Raw genomic sequence first — 13,163 nt, 5'->3', positions numbered from 1 at the left:
CTCAGCGGCGGTAACACCATGGTATGGTCGGTGAATGGCGAGGACGAAGAAGGTCACGATCACGCTGCCGGCAGAGCTGCTGGAAAGCATGAAGACGCACACCGACAACGTCTCCGGCTACCTCACCGAGCTGGCCGAGCGGGCCGAGCGGCGCAGACTTCTCCGGGAGGAGCTGGATCGCTACCAAGGCGACCTCGGGGCGTTCACTGACGAGGAAATGGCCGAGGCTCGGGCGCTCCTGCACGGGACCGAGGAGATCGGGCGTGCGGCGTGAGCCTTGAGTCGCTGGTGCTCGACTCGCAGGGCTTCTCAGGGTGGATCGACCAGGATCGAAAGGTGATGCGCCTGCTGGAGCAGGCGGAGCGTGACGGGGTCGATCTCGCTATGTCGGCGGCCACGATCATCGAGGTCTCCCACTCCGGTGTGGACATCGCGCGGCTGAACTGGCTGCTGTCCCGGATCCGGGTGGAGGTGGTGACGAAGGAGAGTGCCCGTCGCAGTGCTGCGCTACTGAAGGCGGCAGGGCTACATGGGCACAAGTACGCCATCGACGCCATGGTCGCCGAGGTGGCGCTACGGCTACCCGCACCGGTGGCGCTCCTGACATCCGATGTCGACGACATGGTCAAGCTGTGCGGGCGGCAGGTGCGGACCATAGCGCTGTAGGTGAATCGCGTTGTCGGGCCTATCGACCGGTCCTACGGTGATCCGGTGACGATCCGAGACGCCGAGGACGGCGACTGGCCTGCGATCTACCCCTTCTTCAGGGAGATCGTGGCGCAGGGCCGCTCGTACGCGTTCCCCGGGAACCTGTCCCTGGAACAGGCTCGCGGGTGGTGGATGGAGTCCCCTCCGGGCCGCACCGTCGTCGCGATCGACGGGCCGACCGTTCTCGGCAGCGCGAAGATGGGTCCGAACCGGCCCGGTCGCGGCGCGCATGTGGCAACGGCCAGCTTCATGGTCGACCCACGGCACTCCGGTCGTGGCGTCGGTCGCGCACTCGGCGAGCACGTCGTCGGGTGGGCACGGGCCGCCGGCTACCGAAGCATCCAGTTCAACGCGGTCGTCGAGTCGAACGAGGTCGCGGTCCGGCTGTGGCGTTCGTTGGGTTTCGAGGTGCTCGCCACTGTCCCCGAGGCATTCGACCACCCCGAGCACGGCCTGGTGGGGCTGCACGTGATGTTCCTGAATCTGGGCGCTCCCGAGCCACCGTCACGGTGACCGGCGACGGGATCCGGTGAGGTTCGCTCCAGCGTGTGGTGGTCGCCACGCTCAGGCCTTGCGGCCCGGCACCAGCCCGTCCAGATCGAGTGTGATCTCGAACGGCGTCGTGGTGCGCAGGCCGTGTCGATGGATCGCGGCCGGCACATACGACCGGGTGGGCTCGTCGAGTTCGTAGGCATGGACCACAGGTGATCCGTCCTCCTCCTCGACGCGCCAGTAGTTGGCGATGCCGGCTTCCGCGTACTTGCGCAGCTTGACCGTACGGTCGCGGTGGGCCGACTCCGGCGACACCACCTCCACGACCAGGAGGGTCTCCTCAGGTGTGTAGAAGGTCCGCGACGGGTCGTAAGGTGCTGCCGCTGCCAGGAGGTCGGGCTCGGGACGGTTCCATCTGTCGAGTCGGATCGTGATCTCCCTGTCGACCTCGACGCCTGGGGGCGCCTGGTTGGTCAGGGCGTTCACCAGCGCGGTGACCGTCCGGGCGTGCCAGACCCGCTGGGGGGACATCATGAAGACGAGCGCTCCGTCGATCAGTTCGGTGTGACGGGGTGCCTCGGCGAGCGTGTCGAGGTCGTCTGCGTACCACCCCTCCGGGCGGGGCGGCCGCATCCACTCGGGCACCGCAGTCATGCCGTCACCGTAGCATTCGGTAGTCGCGGTCCCGGCCTCCTGCGCTCGCCCGCCCGGGCTCTGCTCCGCCATGGAACGCGGTGGAGTTCCGCTTCAACGCCTGATCCCAGCCCGCCCAGCCGCGGTCCGCGGCTGCCTCGCCGCCGCCGAGGGGCGCGGGTCAGGGGTGCCCCAGCCGGGGGTCGTCCGCCCACGGCGAGTGCGGGTGGGCCAGTCGGACCGCGTCGCGCAACCACCGGCGCTGCGCCGGGGTCAGCAGGTGTCGGGCGACGTCCAGGTCGTGCTCGTCGCGGGGGCTCGGGTCGGGTGACTTCCACAGCAGTTGGGTGACGGGCGTCCCGGTCGGTACGGAGTCGACGGACGCCACCGCCGAGTCCCACGGGAGCGTGATCCGTGGATCGCGTCGGTAGCGCCAGCCCGTCTCGGCACCGTCCTCCAGGTTGATCTGGAGGACGAAGCGGTCCCGACCGGGGTCGTGCACCCAGATGTTGTGCACCTCGGGGTCGTCGTGCCGCTTCCCCAGGGGGGAACAAATGCCCCCGCCGGGCCGCGAACGGCCGCAGGTCCGCCGGTAGCGCGTGCAGCAGGGCGGGCAGCGCGGGCCGCAGGGTGCTGACGTCGATGTCGCCGTGCGGTCGGCTCGGGCTGCCGTGCCAGTGGTCGATGGCCCATCCCCCGGAGAGCCACCAGCGCGCCGGGCAGGTGGTGAACAACGCGCGCACCTGGGCGACCGAGAGCGCGGACCAGAGGTGCCGTCGGGGGTCGTACCGCACGGACCCAGGCTGACAGCCGGTCCCGCCGAACGCCAGCCGGGACCCGGCGCTCTCACGGGTCGCCGGTCGACCTGCGACCACGGGGCGGCGGGCGGGGCGGTGTTGCCCTACCGTGGCGGCGTGGCGTTGCGACTGGAACCGATGACCGACGAGCAGTACCTCCGCTACCGGGAACACGCCGAGGAGGACTACGCGCGCAACATCGTCGCCTCCGGGGCGATGCCGCTGCCGGAGGCGCGGGAGAAGGCCCGGCAGGACTTCCAGGGTCTGCTGCCCGACGGCCTGGGCACCGAGGGGCACCGGCTGTGGACGGCGTACGACGGCGACGCCGAGATCGGCCGGCTCTGGCTGCACCTGGAGCAGAAGTCCGACGGCCTGCACGCCTTCGGCTACGACTTCCAGGTGCGCGAGGAACTGCGTCGCCAGGGCCACGGCCGGGCGATCATCGAGGCCGCCGAGCGACTGTGCCGGGAGTTGGGGGTGGTCGCCATCGGGCTGAACGTCTTCGGCTTCAACACCGGCGCGCGGGCGCTCTACGAGCAGATGGGCTTCGAGGCCACCGCCATCCGCATGATCAAACGGCTGTAGTACGCCGGCACACCCCGGGGTCGGGGCGGGTGCCCCGACCCCGGCCGGTCCACCCCTCAGCGGCGGTAGACCGAGATGTGCGACGTGCTGGTGTCGTCGAACGGGTGCCGGTGCCAGTCGGCGTACCGCTCGACGAGCCGCAGGCCGGCCCGGTGGGCCAGCTCGTCGATCTGCTCCGGCCAGCAGTAGCGCATCGCGAACGGTTCCAGGTGCACGCCGTCGCGGTCGAAGGTGACGGTCTGCCGGACGAAGGTCTGCGCCGCCCGGTCGTACCGGTGCAGCCGGATGGTGGCCGAGTCCTCGGTCACCGACCGCATCTGCACCTGTTCGTCCCGGTCGAAGCCGGCCGGGTCGGGCACGAACGCCTCGACGACGAACTCGCCGCCGGGGGCCAGCACCCGGGCCACGTTGCGCAGGCAGTCCTGCTGCCGCTCGGCACGGACCAGGTTGAACAGGGTGTTGAACACCAGGTAGACCAGCCGGTACGGGCCTGTCACGGGCACGTCGGCCATGTCGCCGATGGTGACCCGGATGCCGTCGCCGCCGGGCTTGGCGCGCAGCTTCGCCACCATCTCCGGTGACGCCTCGACCCCGTCGACGGGTACGCCCCGGGCGGCGAGCGGCAACGCCACCCGACCCGTCCCGACGGCGATTTCGAGCACCCGCCCGTCGCCGGCCCGTTCGGCGAGGAAGTCCACCGCCGGGCCCGGGTCGGGGTTGCCGGGGCTGTCGTAGCTGTCGGCCCACATCCTGCCGAAGTGGCCCGGATCATCGAACACCGACATCAGCGACCCCCGTACGGGGTGCCGGCCGGTCCGGTGTCACCGGCGCATGGTCGCGCCGTCACTGCCGTGGTGCTGGTGGTCATGAAGCCTCGATTCCCGCTGCTCGTCCATGGTGGGCGCCTGGGTGGACCTCGTGGCGTACGACATGTCGTCTGCTCCCTCCGGTCGGCTTCGTCCCCAGCCAAGCAGCGGGCCGGTCAGCGGGGCAACCCGGTTTCCGGCCGGGTCAGGTCGAGCGTCCAGTGCCGGGTGCGGATGACCTGGTCGTTGAACTCGACGTCCTCCTCGCCGAGCAGGGTGAACCCGAGCGCCCGGCAGATCGCGTTCGACGGGCCGTTGCCGACCGCCGGGAAGGCGTGCACGGTGTCTGCCCGCTCCTCGGTGCGGGCCTGGTCGAGCAGCGCGCGTACGCCCTGCTTGGCCAGGCCCCGGCCCTGGAACTCGGGCAGCACCATCCAGCCGATCTCGGTGAGTGCCCCGTCACCCGGCCCGCGCCACAGGGTGACGGTCCCGGCGACCGCGTCGTCCACCACGATCATCTTGATCAGTGCGACGCCGTCGGCGGCCAGCTGGGCGTCCCGGCGGACCTGCCGGGCCACGTGGGTGGCCGGCAGCGGCCCGCCGAGTTCGGCCATCATCGCCGGGTCGCAGCGCATCCGCTGGTACGCCTCGACGTCGGTGGCCAGCACGTCACGCAGGAACACGCCGCACCCGCTCCGGCCGGCCACTGTGGAGAGTCGTCCGCATGCGCCCGAGTATTCCAAAGGCCGACCCGCGGCGGGGGTCAGCCGGGGCGGGCCGGGTCGAGGAACCGGGCCAGCCGGGCGAGCCCGTCCCCGCCGTGACCGGCGGCGACCGCCTGCTCGACGACCGACCGGGCGGCGCGCAGCACCCCGGAGTCGATGCCGTGGGCCTCGGTGGTCGCGATGACGTGGCCGAGGCCCGCGCCGGCAGAGGCGACGGTGGACCGGTCGCCGGGAAACCGCCCCTCGGTGAGCTGATCGGCGAAGCGGGCCGTCATCTCGGCGAGCATCGGGGCGATTCCGGCGGCGTAGCGGGCGAACGACCGGGGGGCGATGCCCTCGGCCGAGGCCAGCGCGAAGGCGTGGGTCAGGCCGCTGACCGCCGTCCCGAACAGGTCGAGCAGCGCCATGTCGTACGCCGCCGCCGCGCCCGGGTCCGGGCCGAGGTAGCCGGGGGTGCCGCCGAAGGCCGCCAGGACGGGCCGGACGGCGTCGAAGCCGGGCCGGCTGCCGCACCACAGTGCCGTGGCGGCGGGTGTGCCGATGGTCGGCGTCGGGGTCAGGATGGCGCCCTTCACCAGGTCGACCCGGTGCCCGTCGGCCCAGTCCGCCAGCGCCCGCGCCTCGTCCGGTCGGCCGGTGGTGACGTCGACGACGGTCCGCCCGGCCCAGTCGTCGTGGGCGGCCAGCACGGTGCCGACCGCCGCCGGGTCCCGCAGGCAGGTGATCACGACGGGGGCGGCCCGGACCGCCCCGGTGACGGTCGGCGCGGCCGTCGCGCCGAGCGCCACGAGGGGGCCGGCCCGGTCCGGCGTACGGTTCCAGACGGTCGTCGGCGTCCCGGCGGAGACCAGGGCGGCGGCGAGCGCCCGGCCCATCGGCCCCAGGCCGAGCACCGCCACCGGCGTACGGTGCGTGAGTTGTCGATCGCTCATGCCGGGGACGGTAGACCTTCACGTTGACGTGAAGGTCAAGTCTGCGGTCTGCTGTGCGGCATGCGGATCGGCGAACTGGCCCGGCGGGCCGGGGTGAGCACCCGGGCCCTGCGCTACTACGAGGAGCAGGGCCTGCTGCGGCCCGACCGGCGATCGAGCGGTTACCGCGAGTACGGCGAGCAGGCGCTGACCACCGTGCGGCACATCCGGCTGCTGCTCTCGGCCGGGCTCGGTACGGCCGTGATCGCCGAGATCCTGCCCTGCGTGCCGGACGACACCACGGTGCTCGCCCCCACCTGCCCCGAACTGCTCGACGGCCTGGCCGAGGAACGGGCCCGGATCACCGCGTCCATCCAGCGGCTCGCCGCCGCCCGGGACATCCTCGACGCCCTGATCGCCACGGGTGGTCCCGCCCGGCGGCCGTGAGCTGGCCGCCGGGAGGCCGAGGCGTCGGCGGGCGGGCCGGTGGTCAGGAGATGTAGTGCAGGATCACGTTGTGCACGTGGTGGCTCTTCTGCGCGCCCCGGAACTCCACCTCGTAGGTGTGGGTGCCGACGTGCACGGCGATCGCGCCGGTGGAGAAGAACTCCCCGCCCCACGACTTGTTGCTCACCACGCTCACGCTGGTGATCTTCGAGTACGGGATGCTGGTGATCGCGAACTTCTTGCCCACGAACGAGCGGTCCTGGATGATCACCCGCCGGTCGGTCAGGCCGATGAACCCGGTGCCGGTGCCGATGGCGTCGTAGACGGCGATGATCTGTTCCCCGTCGAGCAGTCCACTGCGGATCTGCTGGAACTGCTCCTTGCGGTCGTACGTCACATTTGCCATGGGTTCCACGGTAGGAAGTGGGCGCCAGCGTCGGCCGTTGCCCGCCCGTCAGCCCGGTCGACTAGTCTCCCCATGCCTGGCCGGACGCGGGCGACGGGGGAGGGAAGCGGTGTGACCAGCGAACGTTCCGAGACGCAGCCCGCCGACGAGTCGCGGCCGGAGCCGCCGACGACCGCAGCCGGTGCCGCCGACGCGGCCCCGCCAGACGCGGCGACCCCGGCCGCCGCCGGTGCCGGCGCGACCCCGTCCCCTGCGGTGCCGCCGGCCCCCGCCGGTGCCGGCGCGACTCCGCCCGCCACGGCGGCCCTGGCACCTGCCGCCAAAGCTCCGTCTCCTGCCGGTGGCAAGGCTCCGTCTCCTGCCGGTGGCAAGGCTCCGTCTCCTGCCGGTGGCGGCGATCCGGCCCCGGGCGGTGGCGGCGACAAGGGCGGTGACAAGACCCCTGCCCTGCCGGGCGGCACCGGGGACGCGGAGGCGGGCCGGGCGTCGCGTGCCGTGCCCGACTGGGAGCCGTGGCCGCAGCGTCCCGCCGTGCAGGGCCGGCTGAACCGGCTGGCCGTGGTCACGCTGGTGCTGGGCCTGCTCGGCGGGGTGCTGGCACCGGTCACCGCCGGGTTCGCGCTGCGCCGGATCAGGCGGGACGGCGAGCGGGGCCGGGGCCTGGTGATCGCCGGCCTGGTGCTGCTCGGTGGCTGGGTGCTGGCCGGTCTGGTGGCGCTGGGCGTCACGATGACCGGGTCCGACCCCGACCCGGGGCTGCGCGGGCTGCGGGTGGGGGACTGCTTCCGGGTGCCCTCCGGTGCCACCACCAGCCGGACCGCCCCCGAGGAGGTCGCCCGGGTGGCCTGCGACACCCCGCACCACGCCGAGTACGTCGACGACTTCCCCGCCTACGAGCGCTCCGCCGACGAGCGGTACCCCGGCGCGGCGGTGCTCTCCCAGCGGGCCGAGACGCTCTGCCGGCAGCGGCAGCACAGCTACGTGGTGGACCCGCTGGGCCTGCCGGCCGAGGTGCGGCTGAGCTGGTACCTGCCGACCCGGGTCGACTGGTCCACCGACCCCACCATCACCTGCTACCTGACCTCGCCGACGGGGTTGTCCCGGTCGCTGCGGATGGACACCACGGTGCTCAACCCGGCGCAGCTCGGCTACCTGCTGGCCAGCCGGGACTGGACGCAGGCGCGGGCCGCCCTGGTGGCCAGCGCGCCGACCAGCACCCCGGCCGGGCTGCGGGACGCGGTGCGCCGGGCCGAGACGATCCACACCGACATGTGGTTCCGGCTGCGCCGGGAAACCTGGCCGGAGGCGGTCCGCCCGGCGATGGAGCGGCTGCTCACCGAGATGGAGCAGGACGAGCCGGCCTGGCGGGACGCCGACGGCGAACCCGACCGGGGCCGGCTGCTCCAGGTGGTCGCGCAGGCCGGGCAGCATCCGGACCCGGCCACCGAGCTGGCCGTACGCCAGGCGCTGGGGTTGCCGACGACGCAGGGCGAGCCGATGCGCTGATCCGACCGAGGGTGATGTTCCGACCACTCGGCGCGGGCGGGTCGGACGTTCCGCCGACCGGGTCGGGCCCCGGACGGCTCTAGGCTGGCGACGAAGGTACGGCCGGCGGTGACGACGGGGGTCGACGATGACGGGAACGGCCGGTCACGCGGGACAGCTGCGGCCGGCCGGTCAGTCCGCCATCACCGCGCGGTACGCGTCCTCGATCCGGGCGGCGAGCAGCACCTCCCCCTCGGTGAGCGGTTCCCCGTCGCCGTGCCCGACCCGGATGCGGGTCTCGGTGTCCAGCCGGCTGATGTCCGGTCGCAGCCGCAGCGCGTCCGCGACGACCTTGACCCGTTCGGTCAGCGCCGCGTGCTGGGTGTCGTCCATGACCAGGGTGCGGCGGATCTGCTCACCGTCGCGGGTCCACCCGTGCAGGAGCGTGAGGGCGTCACTGAGATAGTCGTGCTTGCTTCGACTGGTGAACAGCGCGCGCATCACCGCACCTCCCAGGCGCCGTTGCCGGCTTGTGGCCAAATCGTCGCCGTCCCGTGTCCTCGTGGTGTCACCAGTCTGTCGGCCTGATGGCGGTGTGTCCACGCCCACACTTCCGTCTCTTATTGGCCTACCGGTCGGCCACGGTACCCAAACCGACGATTGATCTGGCACGCTGGACGCCCGTGCAGACCGAACGGCGTAGCGGTAACGGACCGACCGACCGGCGTGAGCCGAGGGTGGTCGTGGGAGCGGCGATCATCTCCGCCGGGCGGGTGCTCGCCTGTGCGCGTACCGCGCCTCCCGAGGTCGCCGGCATGTTCGAGTTCCCCGGCGGCAAGGTCGAGCCGGGCGAGAGCGAGACGGCGGCGCTGGTCCGCGAGTGCGCCGAGGAACTGGCCGTCCGGGTGGCGGTCGGCGACCGGGTCGGCCGGGACGTCCGGATGGCCCACGGCCGGTCGGTGCTGAAGGTGTACGCGGCCCGCCTGCTGCACGGTGACCAGCCCAGCGCGCTGGAGCACTCCGCGATGCGCTGGCTCACCGCCGACGAACTGGACAGCGTCACCTGGCTTCCCGCCGACGTGCCCATCGTCGCCGCCCTCCGCCCGCTGTTGGCCGCCGGCTGACGGCGGCACGGACCCGGCCGGCACGGCAACGGGGGCCGACGGCGTACGCCGTCAACCCCCGTTGACCTCGTCGTGCCCGCTCCGCCGCGCGTCGCGCCGCAGCGGTACCGGTCGTCCCGGTCCGGTGCCCGTCGGACCGGTCTAGCGCCCGTCAAGCAGGTTCAGTGCTTCTCGTCCTGGCTCGGGTGGGCGAAGTTGAGGTGCTCCGGCGGCAGCGGGAAGGTGACGTCGTCACCGAACGGCGACGGGGCCGCCGCACGGTCGAAGGTCAACTCCGTCAGCGGGAGCTTGCCCCGGTCGTCGACCGCCGGCATGGTCGGGTGCGGGACCTCACGGTGCCAGTTCACGCCCTGCTGGGCCTGGGCCTCCGCGGCCGGGTCGCCGGAGCCGCCGGCGTGCGAGTGGACTCCAGCCTGACGGGCGCCGCTGTGCACCACGGACCCCTTTCCCCCGCTGTTCGCGGTGCTCTGGGGCGTCTCGCCCCGACGGAAGATCTTGCTACCGAGCCATACCAGGGGATCGTACCTGCGGTCGACGACCCGTTCCTTCATGGGGATGATCCCGTTGTCGGTGATCTTGATGTGCTCGGGGCAGACCTCGGTGCAGCACTTGGTGATGTTGCAGAAGCCGAGCCCCTGCTCCTGCTGCGCGTACTGCTTGCGGTCGGTCTTCGCGTCCAGCGGGTGCATGTCCAGCTCGGCGGCCCGGATGAAGAACCGGGGGCCGGAGAAGGCCGGCTTGTTCTCCTCGTGGTCGCGGATCACGTGACACACGTTCTGGCACAGGAAGCACTCGATGCACTTGCGGAACTCCTGCGAGCGTTCCACGTCGACCTGCTGCATCCGGTACTCGCCCGGGGCCAGGTCGGCCGGCGGGGCGAAGGCCGGCGTCTCCCGGGCCTTCTCGTAGTTGAACGAGACGTCCGTGACCAGGTCCCGGATCACCGGGAAGGTGCGCAACGGGGTGACCGTGACGGTCTCCGACTCCTCGAACGTCGACATCCGGGTCATGCAGCTCAGCCGGGGCTTGCCGTTGATCTCCATCGAGCAGGAGCCGCACTTGCCGGCCTTGCAGTTCCACCGGCAGGCCAGATCCGGCGCGTCGGTGGCCTGGAGCCGGTGGATGACGTCGAGGACGACCTCGCCCTCGTTCACCTCGACCGAGTAGTCCTGGAGGTCACCGCCGGTCTCGTCGCCCCGCCAGATGCGGAACTCCCTCTTGCTTCCCATCAGTTGCTCGCCTCCTCACCGACGGCGTCGAAGTCGGCCAGCTCCTCGTCGGTCAGGTACTTGGCCAGCTCGGTACGGTCGAAGAGGCCGATCAGCTCGGCCCGCATCTTCGGCAGCGGCTTGTGCTCCAGGCGTACGGTGTCGTCGTCGAGCGCGCAGACCAGGTTGACCCGACGCCACCGGGGGTCCATGGTCGGGAAGTCCTCCCGGGTGTGCCCGCCGCGCGACTCCTGCCGCTCCAGCGCCGCCTTCGCGGTGCACTCCGAGACGACGAGCATGTTGCGCAGGTCGAGCGCCAGGTGCCAGCCCGGGTTGTAGCGCCGGCCGCCGACCGCGCTCACCTTCGCCACCCGCTCGCGCAGCTCGGCCAGCCGGCGCAGGGCGTCGACCAGCTCACCCTCCCGGCGGATGATTCCTACTAAATCTCCCATCACCGCCTGGAGGTCCTGCTGGAGGGTGTACGGGCTCTCCCCGGTGTCCCGCTGCAACGGCGCCAGCGCCGTCTCCACCGCGGTTTCCACCGCGCTCACCGGCACCTTCGGCCGCGAGGTCAACTGATCGGTGTACGACGCCGCGTGCCCGCCCGCCCGCTTGCCGAAGACCAGCAGGTCGGACAGGGAGTTGCCGCCGAGCCGGTTGGAGCCGTGCATGCCGCCGGAGACCTCACCGGCGGCGAACAGCCCCTGCACGGTGCCGTACGCGGCCCCCGAGTCCGGGTCCACCTCGACGCCGCCCATCACGTAGTGGCAGGTCGGCCCGACCTCCATCGGCTCGGCCGTGATGTCGACGTCGGCCAGCTCCTTGAACTGGTGGTACATCGACGGCAGTCGCCGGCGGATCTCGTCGGCCGAACGCCGGGAGGCGATGTCCAGGTAGACACCGCCGGCCGGCGTACCCCGACCGGCCTTGACCTCGCTGTTGATCGCGCGGGCGACCTCGTCGCGGGGCAGCAGCTCCGGCGGACGTCGGTTGTTGTCCGGGTCGGTGTACCAGCGGTCCGCCTCCTCCTCGGTCTCCGCGTACTGCTTGCGGAAGACGTCGGGGACGTAGTCGAACATGAACCGCTTGCCCTCGGAGTTCTTCAGCACCCCGCCGTCGCCCCGGACCGACTCGGTGACCAGGATGCCCTTCACCGAGGGCGGCCAGACCATGCCGGTCGGGTGGAACTGGAGGAACTCCATGTTGATCAGCGTGGCCCCGGCGCGCAGCGCCAGCGCGTGCCCGTCCCCGGTGTACTCCCAGGAGTTCGAGGTGACCTTGTAGGACCGGCCGACGCCGCCGGTGGCCAGCACCACCGCCGGGGCCTCGAACAGGATGAACTCGCCGGACTCCCGGTAGTAGCCGAACGCGCCGGCCACCCGGTCGCCGTCGAGCAGCAGCTCGGTGATCGTGGTCTCGGAGAAGACCCTGATCCGGGCCTCGTAGTCGCCGAGGTCGCGCTTGTCCTCCTGCTGGAGGGAGACGATCTTCTGCTGGAGGGTGCGGATCAGCTCCAGGCCGGTGCGGTCACCGACGTGCGCCAGCCGGGGGTACTCGTGCCCGCCGAAGTTGCGCTGGGAGATCTTGCCGTCCTTCGTCCGGTCGAAGAGCGCCCCGTACGTCTCCAGCTCCCAGATCCGCTGCGGCGACTCCTTCGCGTGCAGCTCGGCCATCCGGAAGTTGTTGAGGAACTTGCCGCCGCGCATGGTGTCGCGGAAGTGCACCTGCCAGTTGTCCCGGCTGTTCACGTTCCCCATCGCGGCCGCCGCGCCGCCCTCGGCCATCACGGTGTGCGCCTTGCCGAAGAGCGACTTGGAGATGATCGCGGTCTTCTTGCCGGCGAGCCGGGCCTCGATCGCCGCGCGCAGGCCGGCGCCGCCGGCCCCGATCACGACGACGTCGTAGTGGTGTCGTTCGATGCGAGTGGTAGTGGTCATGTCGCCGCGCCCTCTAGTTGATGAACCGCAGGTCGGTGAACCAGCCGGCGGCGATGGCCATCACGTAGAAGTCGGTGAAGGCCAGCGTGCCGAGGGTGATCCAGGCGAGCTGCATGTGCCGGGTGTTCAGCTTGGACACGAACGTCCAGGCCCGGTACCGCACCGGGTGCGCGGAGAAGTGCTTGAGCCGCCCGCCGATGATGTGCCGGCAGGAGTGGCAGGAGATGGTGTACGCCCACAGCATCACCACGTTGCCCAGCAGGATGATGTTGCCCAGCCCGAAGCCGAAGCCCTCGGGCGAGTGGAAGGCCAGGACCGCGTCCCAGGTGTTGATCAGCGAGATGATCGCGGCGGCGTAGAAGAAGTAGCGGTGCAGGTTCTGCCCGAGCAGCGGGAACCGGGTCTCCCCGGAGTAGGTCTTGTGCCCGTCCGGCACCGCGCAGGCCGGCGGCGACAACCAGAACGACCGGTAGTACGCCTTGCGGTAGTAGTAGCAGGTCAACCGGAACAGCAGCAGGAACGGCAGGGTCAGCGCCGCGTCCGGGATGATCCACCAGCCGGGCAGGAAACTGCCGAAGTGCGAGGAGCCCTCGACGCACCGGTCGGTCACACAGGGGGAGTAGAACGGCGTCAGGTAGTGGTACTGGTCCACCCAGTACCACTTGTGCATGAACACCCGGACGGTCGCGTACGCCACCCAGGCGCTGAGCCCGACGACGGTGATCAGGGGGGCGAACCACCAGCGGTCGGTCCGCAACGTCTTCGCCGCGATGGCGGCGCGCGCCCGCGCCCCCCGCGGCTTCGTTGCCGTTGATGTCATTCGAGTCGTCTTCCTGACGGGACGGGCCCTCGCGGGCGGCGGTTCACGTTCCGTGCCGGTCAGTGGACCGGCCGGACCG

General features: G+C 71.5%; 17 protein-coding genes and 1 pseudogene. 7 read left to right on the top strand and 11 right to left on the bottom strand.

Annotated elements, in window-relative coordinates; translation table 11 throughout:
* Positions 1 to 34 precede the first annotated feature (34 nt).
* Genes H1A17_RS05000 through H1A17_RS04990 form a run of 3 tightly spaced genes read left to right on the top strand, consistent with a single transcriptional unit; the run spans position 35 to position 1,221 of the window.
* Complete coding sequence (locus H1A17_RS05000) at positions 35 to 274, top strand: hypothetical protein (RefSeq protein ID WP_145921637.1); 240 nt, start codon at positions 35 to 37, stop codon at positions 272 to 274.
* Positions 271 to 666, top strand: a complete 396-nt coding sequence (locus H1A17_RS04995; protein ID WP_145921636.1) for a PIN domain nuclease — start codon at positions 271 to 273, stop codon at positions 664 to 666. The genes H1A17_RS05000 and H1A17_RS04995 overlap by 4 nt, the downstream gene beginning before the upstream one ends.
* Before the next feature lie 45 nt (positions 667 to 711).
* Positions 712 to 1,221 carry a GNAT family N-acetyltransferase gene (locus H1A17_RS04990; RefSeq protein ID WP_145923043.1) on the top strand — a complete coding sequence of 170 codons (510 nt, stop codon included), beginning with the start codon at positions 712 to 714 and terminating at the stop codon, positions 1,219 to 1,221.
* A 51-nt stretch (positions 1,222 to 1,272) separates the two neighbouring features.
* Here H1A17_RS04990 and H1A17_RS04985 read toward each other — a convergent pair whose 3' ends face one another.
* From H1A17_RS04985 to H1A17_RS35790, 3 genes and pseudogenes are all read right to left on the bottom strand, one after another.
* Positions 1,273 to 1,854: a Uma2 family endonuclease gene (locus tag H1A17_RS04985; protein ID WP_145923042.1), complete on the bottom strand. Its 582-nt coding sequence runs from the start codon at positions 1,852 to 1,854 to the stop codon at positions 1,273 to 1,275.
* A gap of 160 nt (positions 1,855 to 2,014) precedes the next feature.
* The gene (locus H1A17_RS04980; RefSeq protein WP_194821179.1) at positions 2,015 to 2,350 is read right to left on the bottom strand and encodes a hypothetical protein; all 336 of its coding nucleotides are present in this window, start codon (positions 2,348 to 2,350) and stop codon (positions 2,015 to 2,017) included.
* Between the two features lie 88 nt (positions 2,351 to 2,438).
* Positions 2,439 to 2,576 (bottom strand): annotated as a pseudogene (locus H1A17_RS35790) (nucleotidyltransferase domain-containing protein); the annotation flags it as partial.
* A 171-nt stretch (positions 2,577 to 2,747) separates the two neighbouring features.
* Here H1A17_RS35790 and H1A17_RS04975 point away from each other — a divergent pair.
* A complete protein-coding gene (locus H1A17_RS04975) occupies positions 2,748 to 3,215 on the top strand; it encodes a GNAT family N-acetyltransferase (RefSeq protein ID WP_145921634.1) in 468 nt (155 codons plus the stop codon).
* Positions 3,216 to 3,271: 56 nt separating this feature from the next.
* Here H1A17_RS04975 and H1A17_RS04970 read toward each other — a convergent pair whose 3' ends face one another.
* The 3 genes from H1A17_RS04970 to H1A17_RS04960 all read right to left on the bottom strand — a co-directional run bounded on the left by H1A17_RS04970 (position 3,272) and on the right by H1A17_RS04960 (position 5,678).
* Positions 3,272 to 4,000: a class I SAM-dependent methyltransferase gene (locus tag H1A17_RS04970; RefSeq protein ID WP_194821178.1), complete on the bottom strand. Its 729-nt coding sequence runs from the start codon at positions 3,998 to 4,000 to the stop codon at positions 3,272 to 3,274.
* A 197-nt stretch (positions 4,001 to 4,197) separates the two neighbouring features.
* Positions 4,198 to 4,704 (bottom strand): GNAT family N-acetyltransferase, encoded by a 507-nt coding sequence (locus H1A17_RS04965; protein WP_194821177.1) that lies wholly within the window; start codon positions 4,702 to 4,704, stop codon positions 4,198 to 4,200.
* An 80-nt stretch (positions 4,705 to 4,784) separates the two neighbouring features.
* Positions 4,785 to 5,678: an NAD(P)-dependent oxidoreductase gene (locus H1A17_RS04960; RefSeq protein WP_145921632.1), complete on the bottom strand. Its 894-nt coding sequence runs from the start codon at positions 5,676 to 5,678 to the stop codon at positions 4,785 to 4,787.
* Between the two features lie 60 nt (positions 5,679 to 5,738).
* On the opposite strand from H1A17_RS04960, the gene H1A17_RS04955 reads away from it, so the two are divergent.
* A complete protein-coding gene (locus tag H1A17_RS04955) occupies positions 5,739 to 6,104 on the top strand; it encodes a MerR family transcriptional regulator (protein WP_145921631.1) in 366 nt (121 codons plus the stop codon).
* 43 nt (positions 6,105 to 6,147) lie between these two features.
* Here H1A17_RS04955 and H1A17_RS04950 read toward each other — a convergent pair whose 3' ends face one another.
* On the bottom strand, positions 6,148 to 6,510 hold the full coding sequence (locus H1A17_RS04950) for a PH domain-containing protein (protein WP_088647519.1): 363 nt from the start codon (positions 6,508 to 6,510) through the stop codon (positions 6,148 to 6,150).
* A gap of 111 nt (positions 6,511 to 6,621) precedes the next feature.
* Between H1A17_RS04950 and H1A17_RS35475 the strand changes: the two genes are divergently transcribed.
* Positions 6,622 to 8,016 (top strand): DUF4190 domain-containing protein, encoded by a 1,395-nt coding sequence (locus H1A17_RS35475; protein WP_194821176.1) that lies wholly within the window; start codon positions 6,622 to 6,624, stop codon positions 8,014 to 8,016.
* Positions 8,017 to 8,187: 171 nt separating this feature from the next.
* Here H1A17_RS35475 and H1A17_RS04940 read toward each other — a convergent pair whose 3' ends face one another.
* Positions 8,188 to 8,496, bottom strand: a complete 309-nt coding sequence (locus H1A17_RS04940) for a 4a-hydroxytetrahydrobiopterin dehydratase (protein WP_145921629.1) — start codon at positions 8,494 to 8,496, stop codon at positions 8,188 to 8,190.
* Between the two features lie 182 nt (positions 8,497 to 8,678).
* Between H1A17_RS04940 and H1A17_RS04935 the strand changes: the two genes are divergently transcribed.
* On the top strand, positions 8,679 to 9,119 hold the full coding sequence (locus H1A17_RS04935; protein ID WP_145921628.1) for a (deoxy)nucleoside triphosphate pyrophosphohydrolase: 441 nt from the start codon (positions 8,679 to 8,681) through the stop codon (positions 9,117 to 9,119).
* 161 nt (positions 9,120 to 9,280) lie between these two features.
* Here H1A17_RS04935 and H1A17_RS04930 read toward each other — a convergent pair whose 3' ends face one another.
* The 3 genes from H1A17_RS04930 to H1A17_RS04920 are packed head-to-tail and all read right to left on the bottom strand — an operon-like array spanning position 9,281 to position 13,084.
* On the bottom strand, positions 9,281 to 10,348 hold the full coding sequence (locus H1A17_RS04930; RefSeq protein ID WP_088644277.1) for a succinate dehydrogenase/fumarate reductase iron-sulfur subunit: 1,068 nt from the start codon (positions 10,346 to 10,348) through the stop codon (positions 9,281 to 9,283).
* Positions 10,348 to 12,264, bottom strand: a complete 1,917-nt coding sequence (locus H1A17_RS04925; RefSeq protein ID WP_145921627.1) for a fumarate reductase/succinate dehydrogenase flavoprotein subunit — start codon at positions 12,262 to 12,264, stop codon at positions 10,348 to 10,350. Before H1A17_RS04925 ends, H1A17_RS04930 begins: the two co-directional genes overlap by 1 nt.
* Before the next feature lie 13 nt (positions 12,265 to 12,277).
* The gene (locus H1A17_RS04920; RefSeq protein ID WP_145921626.1) at positions 12,278 to 13,084 is read right to left on the bottom strand and encodes a hypothetical protein; all 807 of its coding nucleotides are present in this window, start codon (positions 13,082 to 13,084) and stop codon (positions 12,278 to 12,280) included.
* Positions 13,085 to 13,163: the final 79 nt, after the last annotated feature.

This window comes from Micromonospora sp. S-DT3-3-22 (assembly GCF_015354745.1).
Classification (GTDB): Bacteria; Actinomycetota; Actinomycetes; order Mycobacteriales; family Micromonosporaceae; genus Micromonospora; species Micromonospora wenchangensis.
Note: the sequence above shows the minus strand (reverse complement) of the source record. Positions and strands in the feature narration are given on the sequence as shown.

What these genes read in the sequence shown, in the direction of transcription:
- H1A17_RS05000 (WP_145921637.1), top strand. Translation starts at nt 35, where the DNA reads ATGGCGAGGACGAAGAAGGTCACGATCACGCTGCCGGCAGAGCTGCTG.
- H1A17_RS04985 (WP_145923042.1), bottom strand. Translation starts at nt 1,854, where the DNA reads ATGACTGCGGTGCCCGAGTGGATGCGGCCGCCCCGCCCGGAGGGGTGG.
- H1A17_RS04970 (WP_194821178.1), bottom strand. Translation starts at nt 4,000, where the DNA reads ATGTCGGTGTTCGATGATCCGGGCCACTTCGGCAGGATGTGGGCCGAC.
- H1A17_RS04960 (WP_145921632.1), bottom strand. Translation starts at nt 5,678, where the DNA reads ATGAGCGATCGACAACTCACGCACCGTACGCCGGTGGCGGTGCTCGGC.
- H1A17_RS04955 (WP_145921631.1), top strand. Translation starts at nt 5,739, where the DNA reads ATGCGGATCGGCGAACTGGCCCGGCGGGCCGGGGTGAGCACCCGGGCC.
- H1A17_RS04950 (WP_088647519.1), bottom strand. Translation starts at nt 6,510, where the DNA reads ATGGCAAATGTGACGTACGACCGCAAGGAGCAGTTCCAGCAGATCCGC.
- H1A17_RS04940 (WP_145921629.1), bottom strand. Translation starts at nt 8,496, where the DNA reads ATGCGCGCGCTGTTCACCAGTCGAAGCAAGCACGACTATCTCAGTGAC.
- H1A17_RS04930 (WP_088644277.1), bottom strand. Translation starts at nt 10,348, where the DNA reads ATGGGAAGCAAGAGGGAGTTCCGCATCTGGCGGGGCGACGAGACCGGC.
- H1A17_RS04925 (WP_145921627.1), bottom strand. Translation starts at nt 12,264, where the DNA reads ATGACCACTACCACTCGCATCGAACGACACCACTACGACGTCGTCGTG.
- H1A17_RS04920 (WP_145921626.1), bottom strand. Translation starts at nt 13,084, where the DNA reads ATGACATCAACGGCAACGAAGCCGCGGGGGGCGCGGGCGCGCGCCGCC.